The organism is Trichococcus sp., from assembly GCF_049589555.1.
Taxonomy (GTDB): Bacteria; Bacillota; Bacilli; order Lactobacillales; family Aerococcaceae; genus Trichococcus.
The window spans coordinates 1-7464 of sequence record NZ_JBAWAZ010000219.1; the positions used below are offsets into that span (position 1 = coordinate 1).

The window sequence follows — 7464 nt, forward strand, 5'->3', positions numbered from 1 at the left end:
GCGCCGGTACGGTAGGCGGCTTTTGCCGAAAGGAAGGCAGCCCCGCTCATGTTTGCGGATCCGGCGATGATCACGACCCGGCCGTAAGTGCCTTTGTTCGAATAGGCCGCGCGTCTCGGAAGCGAAAAAAGATCGCTCTCTTCATAGAACAGCACATTCGAAGAAATGACGTCCATGGCGCTCGGTGGGAAACCGATGTCGCTGACGATCAATTTTCCGGTGTGCAAAGAACCGGGGTAAAGCAGCTGGCCGATTTTTTCGATCCCGAAAGTGATGGTCACATCCGCCCGGACAGCGGTGCCCAGAACTTGTCCATTGTCGGCCGAGATGCCGGATGGGATGTCGACGGCAAAGACATATCCGTGGAACTCGTTCATGAGTTGGATCGTCTCCGCGTATTTCCCTTCTGCCGGCCTGTCCAATCCGATGCCGAAAATCGCATCGACCAAGACGGTGTAGCCTTTGAAATTGATTTCGCTGACGTCATCCCAGATGACCATTTCCAAATTTTCGATGATGTCGAGTTGTTTTTTGGACTCAGCGGACAATTTTTCGCGTTCGCCGATCAGGAATACATCCACCTGGAAGCCGTGGTTCAATAAAATGCGGGCTGCCGCCATTCCGTCGCCGCCGTTGTTGCCTGAACCGCAGATCACCAGGATGATGTCCTCTCTTGAGATGCGTTCTTCTATGGCTGTAACGACCTGATTCGCTGCATTTTCCATCAGCACCATGGCTGGGATGCCGATCTCATCGATCGTAAAGGCGTCGATTTTTTTCATCTGTTGGCTGTTGACAAGTTTTTTCATTGAATATTCCTCCTGATGGTTGGTGGATGTCATTCCATTTTCACAATTGATATTATACCATTCTTGGTGCTGGAAAGAATACGGGGAGCCTGATATAGCTTTATCCAAGGCGGAATCTAATGATTGCCTTAACAAGCCGTGACTATTCTGCACAACAATTTTCTGAAAACTTAGGGAAAACAGTCATTCACTTTTTATAAGTAATGTGATAATCTTATCAAGGAACTCGAATAAGGGAGGAATGTATGATGATCGAGCTGATTGCAACAGCCGAGTCAGTAGCGCAAGCCAAGGAATTGGTGGATTGCGGTGTAGATATACTATATATAGGAGAGGATGAGTACGGCCTTCGTTTGCCGTATTCCTTCACCAGAGAGGAACAGCGTGAGGTCATCGCCTATGCGCACGAGAAAGGCGCGCAAGTCAGTGCCGCGGTGAACGCGATCTTCCATAACGATCGTATCAATCAAGTGGCCGAATATTTGGCTTTCCTGCGTGAAACGGGAGTCGACAGCATCACGTTGGGCGATCCCGGCGTAGTGCAGGTGATGCGGGAACAGGATTTGTTCATCCCTTACCGTTATGACGCACAAGTCATGGTGACTTCAAGCGGACAGATCAATTTCTGGGCGAAAAGGGGAGCAGTCGGTTCCGTGCTGGCCCGTGAAGTGCCTTTTGAGGAAATGAAGAAACTGATCCCGGGTGCGTTGGTGCCGGTTGAAGTATTGGTGTACGGTGCCACTTGCATCCATCAATCGAAACGCAACCTGCTTGAAAATTATTTCAATTTCATCGAGAAAGAGGAAGCGGTGAACAAAGAGCGCGGGTTGTTCATTTCCGAGCCGAAAAAAGTGGATTCCCATTATTCCATCTATCAGGACCGCAACGGGACGCACATCTTCGCCAACAATGACCTTGATCTGATGCCTCATCTGGGCGAACTGACAGCTATCGGCGTCTCGCAATGGATGCTGGATGGATTGTTCACCCCAGGAGAAAATTTTGTCGCGATCGCGAAACTGTTCGTGGAAGCGCGTGAAGCCTTCACGGAAGGGATCTGGACGGAAGAATTGGCGGAACGCTTGGATGCCGAACTGCATGCTTTGCATCCCGCCAACCGTGAGTTGGATTCCGGGTTCTATTCCAAGGATCCGAACGAAGTTGTCTAATACTTTGATACTGAAAGAAAGAGAGTGTATACACACATGCGAACAATAACAAAGAAGCCCGAGGTCTTGGCCCCGGGCGGAACATTGGAAAAATTGAAGACAGCCATCCACTACGGAGCTGACGCCGTCTATATCGGCGGAGAAGCGTACGGTTTGCGCAGCCGCGCAGGCAATTTCGACTATGAGGAAATGGCGGAAGCAGTCGCTTTTGCGCATAGCCATGGTTCGAAAATCTATGTAGCCGCGAATATGGTCACCCATGAAGGCAACGAGGAAGGCGCAGGCGAATTCTTCCGCACGATCCGCGATATCGGCATCGATGCGGTCCTGATTTCGGATCCCGCGCTGATGGAAATTGCCGTGACCGACGCACCCGGCTTGCCGATCCATTTGTCGACACAGGCATCAGCAACCAACTACCAGACGCTCAATTTTTGGGCGAGTGAAGGCTTGGAGCGCGTCGTGTTGGCCCGTGAAGTATCGATGGCAGAAATTCAGGAAATGAACGAGAAGACCGATGTCGAAATCGAAGCCTTCGTCCACGGGGCGATGTGCATCTCCTATTCGGGCCGTTGTGTCCTGTCCAACCACATGTCGAACCGTGATGCCAACCGCGGAGGCTGCGCGCAGTCTTGCCGTTGGAAATATGGCTTGTTCGATATGCCGTTGTTGGGGCAGCAGAACCCTGTAGGTGCCGGTGAAGAAGGCATCGAAGAAAAATTCTCCATGAGTGCCGTTGATCTTTCGATGCTGGAGCACCTGCCCGATCTGATCGAGAGCGGCGTCGACAGCCTGAAAATTGAAGGGCGCATGAAATCGATCCACTACGTATCGACGGTAGTCAACGTCTACCGCAAAGCCGTGGATGCTTACTGCGCCGATCCCGATCATTACGAATTGAAACAGGAATGGGTGGATGAGTTGTGGAAAGTTGCGCAACGCGAATTGGCGACCGGCTTCTTCTACAAGGACCCGACCGAGAATGAACAGCTCTTCGGCCAACGCCGCAAAATTCCGCGCTACGGTTTCATCGGCCAAGTGATGGCATACGATCCGGAAACGCAGATGGCTACGATCCAGCAACGTAACAATTTCGGTGTCGGTGACGAAATCGAATTCTACGGACCGGGCTTGCGCCACAACATATTGACTGTGGAAGCCATCTGGAACGAACACGATGAAGCGATCGATCGGGCCCCTAACGCCATGATGATCGTGAAGATGAAAGTTCCTTTCGTTGTTGAACGTTTCGATATGATCCGAAAAAAGAAATAAAACCGGAATGACAAAAAGAATGGCCCCGCGAGTATGCTGCTCGTGGGGCCATTCTTTTTTGATTTCGGTAAACAATGTTACATTCAGACTATCATCAAGAAAAAAGTCGTTCTTTCGGCTGAGCCGGTACTCTGAACAGCAAAGCAATCACCGCAGCGATGACCGTAAAGACGAAAAGGAGCAGATAAAGGTAATTCAGCCCGATTTGATCGATGATGGGTCCGGCCATCAATTGGAAGAAGATGGTACCGATGTTCCTGGAGAGCATGGCGACGACTGCTGTTCCTGTGGCGATCAGTTTCCGGTTCAACAAGGTGGAGACCATCTTGAGGTTCAGCATGATGAAGGTGCCGGAAGCGAAAAACTTGGTCAGGACGGTCGCTATGGAAAGCACCAGAAAGTCGCTCGAAAGGAAATTGATCAGATACTCTGTCCCTGACAAAAACAGAATGGCCAGAAGCAGCTGCTTGTTCGTGAAATGGTCCATGAAGCGGTGCGACAAAGCCATCGCGATGACTTCCGCAAACAGGGCCACTGTCAGGGTCGTGCTTACAAGTGCGACTGGAGCGCCCGTATCGGTCAAAAGCAACGGCAGATAACTGGTGTTGACCGTGTTCGTGCCGAAAATGATGAACGCCAAAAGCAGATAAGTGATGAACAGTTTGTTCTGGAAGATGTTCTTGAGTGTATTGCCTCCGGAAGTATCCTCTTGCTTCTCCGATGCATGCTCTGGAGAGGCAGTTGCTTGTTCCGGTTTAGGCAAGAGATAAAGGAACACGATGCTTGCAAAATAACAGGCGAGATAGAGCACGAAAATGGATTTCGGCGATACAAAATCGTAGATGATCCCTGAAATCTGTTGCCCGGCTGCATAGCCGATTGTTCCCCAGAGGCGAATTTGGCCGAATCTGTAAGGGCTGTTGGCCGCAAGCACATCGAACAGCGGTGCGAGCCCCAAGGTGATGGCGTTCGCCAAACCATAAACGAGCCCGAAGAGCCAGTTGCCTGTGAAGAAAAAGAGTCCACTGCTGATGACAGCCGAAATCAACACATAGATGGTGACCGTTTTGCGGGTTCCCCATTTTTCATTTGAATACCCGATAAGTCCTTGGATGATGAGTGCGATTATGTTTGAAAGGATAAGGATGAATGAAATTTCCGACCCGCTTTTCCCCAGGTCGCGCATGTAGACGGTGATCAGTGATGATAAAGCCGCCATGGACATAAAGTAGAAGATGAATAATATCACGTATTGCTGATACAGACGCTCCTTAAAATACCCCATCGAATTACATTCCCCCAATAAGTTCACTAATATACAATATTCTAACACATGATCCGGTGATAAAGCTGTTTCTTTCTTAAATTGAAAAGTGCTTCGCAAATCTCACGCCATTCTTCCCCAAAATTGTAAAAAGCGTTCGAAAGGTACCGCGCATCAGGCTTTGGATGCGTTATAATGATAGACAACTACAATGATGGAAAGGAGGGGCTTGTTGATGTATCCAAGAACCCAAAAGAAGATCGCTGAGATGCTGAAAGATGCTGTTTTCCCAGGGGCGACTTATACCTTTATCGATAAGGACAAAACGGAAACCCGGCTGATCGGATCGGCGGCGATCCTGCCCGAGCGGGAAATCTTGCGGGAGGGCATGCTCTATGACGTTGCATCTTTGACGAAGGTGATCGGCACGACAACGCTGCTGCTCCAATTGCACGAGGAAGGGACAATCAACTTTGAAGATCCGGTGCGGGCGTATTTGCCGGCATTCCGGTCTGGCTCGGTGACGATCCGCCATCTGCTGACGCACACGTCCGACCTGAAAGGCTACATCAAAAACCGCGATGCGCTTTCGGCCGAGGAACTCGCCGCCGCCTTGATTTCCCTTGAGCCGGGAGAAAACCTCGGGGGGAAAGTGGTCTATACCGACACCGGTTTGATCCTGGCAGGCTTCATCATCGAGAAGCTGACAGGGAAATCGGTTGAGGAAAACTTTGAGGAACGCATCAAGCAGCCGCTAGCCATGACGGAGAGCACCTACCAGCCGATCGATCCGATGGAATGCGTTCCGACGCAGAACCATCCGACCAGAGATGTGATCCGGGGAGTTGTGCACGACCCTAAAGCGCTTATTTTGGGCGGACATTGCGGGAGTGCCGGGTTGTTTGCGCCGATGCGGGATCTGATCCGATTCAGCCAGATGCTGTTGCATTTCGGGGAGTGGGAAGGCCAACGGATTTTGCGTGAGGAGAGTGTCCGGTCACTGCTGAGGGATTGGGGGAAAGTCCCGGGTCAGCCGCGCTCTTTGGGATGGAACCTGTTTCAGGATGGGGAAGACTTTGTGTTGTGGCACACCGGCTACACCGGCACATTCATGATACTGGATCCGAACCGGAAAAAAGGATTTTTGCTGCTTTCGAACCGGGTCCATCTCGAAGACCGCAGGCCGGAATGGATAGCGGTCCGCGATGAGCTGATTGCCATCTATCTGAAGGAAGCCAGCGAGGAAAAAGCAGAATAACAAAAAAACGTCACTTTTTGGGTGGCGTTTTTTTGCTGTCCTTGGATGGACGGTATCCTTTAGAAAGTGGACGGTGAAGTTGCAGCTTCACCGTTCCGGTTCGGAGGTCTAAAGAAAAAGAGTAAATTCTCTCAGTAACTTCAGAGTATACAGTGATACTCTGAATATAGTATGACAGCTTATTAATATTTTGGAAAGTAATAAATGAAAAAATTCACATGAAAATCAACAACGAATACTCGGGTACTGTCAATGGCAGCTCGCTGTCATGCCAAAAAACGCAGCGCAACTCAATTTCTGAGTAGCGCTGCGTTTTTTGCTGTCGGGATTGTTGGGTCTGAGTACCCAATAATGCAACTAATTATCAGTCGCCCCAGACTTCGTCAGCGATTTGTTTGACCAATGCCAATTTAGCCCATTGTTGTTCTTCCGTCAGATTGTTTCCTTCTTCGGTTGAAGCGAAGCCGCATTGCGGACTCAAGCATAATTGCTCCAAAGGCACGAATTTAGCAGCTTCGGCGATCCGCGCTTTGACTTCGGCGATATCTTCCAATTCCGGTGTTTTTGAAGTGATCAAGCCCAGGATGATTTGGCCGTCGCCTGTGTAGTAGCGCAATGGTTCGAACCCACCAGCACGGTCAGTGTCGTATTCCAGAAAGAAGCCGTCAAAGCCGGTTTCGCCGAACAGTTCTTTCGCAACAGGCTCATAAGCGCCTTCCTGCGAGTAGGACGAGCGAAAATTGCCGCGGCAGATATGCGTCGTGACGACCAGATCTTCAGGCAGACCGATCTGGATATTTTTGACGTTTTCAGTAGCGACGCGTTTCAATTCATCATAAGTTTCCTGAGAACCGAAAATTTCAAGCGCTTTGTCCGAGCAAAGGTCGCCCCAGAAAGTGTCATCGATCTGGATGTAACGGTTACCCAACGAGTAGAAGTGCAGGATCGTGTCGCGGTATGCTTGCTGCAGATCGGCAGCATACTTATCCAATGTAGGATAAACTTCTTCGTTGCGGAAACCGAGGCGGATCAACTGGTTCGGGCTCGGAATTGATACTTTCGCAACAGCTTTGTCGCCGACTGCTTCAGCCAAGAAAGCATAGTCCGCGAAGAAGGGATGTTCCGGATTAAAGGCGATCTTGCCGATGTTGCGCACGCTGTGGGCGCTTGTCACAACGTTGTGGAATTGTTTGCCTTGCGCCGCGAGGTAACCTTCAAAGCCAAGGAGGTTCTCAAGAAAATCGAAATGCCAATAAGAGCGTCTGAATTCTCCGTCCGTGATGCCTTTATAGCCAAGTTCAATCTGTTTTTCGACGATGCGTGTGATCTCGACATTTTCGATTTCGCGCAGGGCTTCTTTCGTTATTGTGCCTTCAGCCAGCTCTTTGCGGGCTTTTTTGATGCTTTCGGGACGCAGGAAGCTTCCAACGTGGTCTGCGCGGAAGGGCGCTTTCGTTCTGCTTAAAGTTGTTTGGGTTGTCATGATAATTTCCTTCTCTCGTTTGTTTTTTTGTAAAAAAATACGTCCTTGCGCATTGTGCTGCGCAAGGACGTATGAAAGATTCATCGTGTTACCACCTTGGTTCAGAAAAACCTCTCGATTTTCCCCTTAACCAGTACGCCGCAACAAATCGCTGTTCCGGGATACTGTGATGCTGTAACGGGCATTCCCGTGGAGGGCTAAGGTTC

At 50.1% G+C, this 7464-nt stretch carries 6 protein-coding genes; 3 read left to right on the plus strand and 3 right to left on the minus strand.

The genetic code is table 11. The features are described from left to right. Positions 1 to 809: NAD(P)H-hydrate epimerase (locus tag WBV27_RS08320; protein ID WP_424201102.1), on the minus strand; the 809-nt coding region annotated here is incomplete at its 3' end. A gap of 248 nt (positions 810 to 1057) precedes the next feature. Between WBV27_RS08320 and WBV27_RS08325 the strand changes: the two genes are divergently transcribed. Together WBV27_RS08325 and WBV27_RS08330 are read left to right on the plus strand one after the other, a co-directional pair. Beyond that, on the plus strand, positions 1058 to 1978 hold the full coding sequence (locus tag WBV27_RS08325; RefSeq protein ID WP_424201104.1) for a peptidase U32 family protein: 921 nt from the start codon (positions 1058 to 1060) through the stop codon (positions 1976 to 1978). A gap of 36 nt (positions 1979 to 2014) precedes the next feature. Further along, positions 2015 to 3253: a peptidase U32 family protein gene (locus WBV27_RS08330; RefSeq protein WP_424201106.1), complete on the plus strand. Its 1239-nt coding sequence runs from the start codon at positions 2015 to 2017 to the stop codon at positions 3251 to 3253. A 94-nt stretch (positions 3254 to 3347) separates the two neighbouring features. Here WBV27_RS08330 and WBV27_RS08335 read toward each other — a convergent pair whose 3' ends face one another. Then, on the minus strand, positions 3348 to 4538 hold the full coding sequence (locus WBV27_RS08335; protein WP_424201108.1) for an MFS transporter: 1191 nt from the start codon (positions 4536 to 4538) through the stop codon (positions 3348 to 3350). 214 nt (positions 4539 to 4752) lie between these two features. Between WBV27_RS08335 and WBV27_RS08340 the strand changes: the two genes are divergently transcribed. Continuing rightward, the gene (locus WBV27_RS08340; RefSeq protein ID WP_424201112.1) at positions 4753 to 5775 is read left to right on the plus strand and encodes a serine hydrolase domain-containing protein; all 1023 of its coding nucleotides are present in this window, start codon (positions 4753 to 4755) and stop codon (positions 5773 to 5775) included. A 364-nt stretch (positions 5776 to 6139) separates the two neighbouring features. Here WBV27_RS08340 and WBV27_RS08345 read toward each other — a convergent pair whose 3' ends face one another. Continuing rightward, positions 6140 to 7258 (minus strand): 5-methyltetrahydropteroyltriglutamate--homocysteine S-methyltransferase, encoded by a 1119-nt coding sequence (locus WBV27_RS08345; RefSeq protein ID WP_424201110.1) that lies wholly within the window; start codon positions 7256 to 7258, stop codon positions 6140 to 6142. Between the last annotated feature and the right edge of the window lie 206 nt (positions 7259 to 7464).

What these genes read in the sequence shown, in the direction of transcription:
- WBV27_RS08325 (WP_424201104.1), top strand. Translation starts at nt 1,058, where the DNA reads ATGATCGAGCTGATTGCAACAGCCGAGTCAGTAGCGCAAGCCAAGGAA.
- WBV27_RS08330 (WP_424201106.1), top strand. Translation starts at nt 2,015, where the DNA reads ATGCGAACAATAACAAAGAAGCCCGAGGTCTTGGCCCCGGGCGGAACA.
- WBV27_RS08335 (WP_424201108.1), bottom strand. Translation starts at nt 4,538, where the DNA reads ATGGGGTATTTTAAGGAGCGTCTGTATCAGCAATACGTGATATTATTC.
- WBV27_RS08340 (WP_424201112.1), top strand. Translation starts at nt 4,753, where the DNA reads ATGTATCCAAGAACCCAAAAGAAGATCGCTGAGATGCTGAAAGATGCT.
- WBV27_RS08345 (WP_424201110.1), bottom strand. Translation starts at nt 7,258, where the DNA reads ATGACAACCCAAACAACTTTAAGCAGAACGAAAGCGCCCTTCCGCGCA.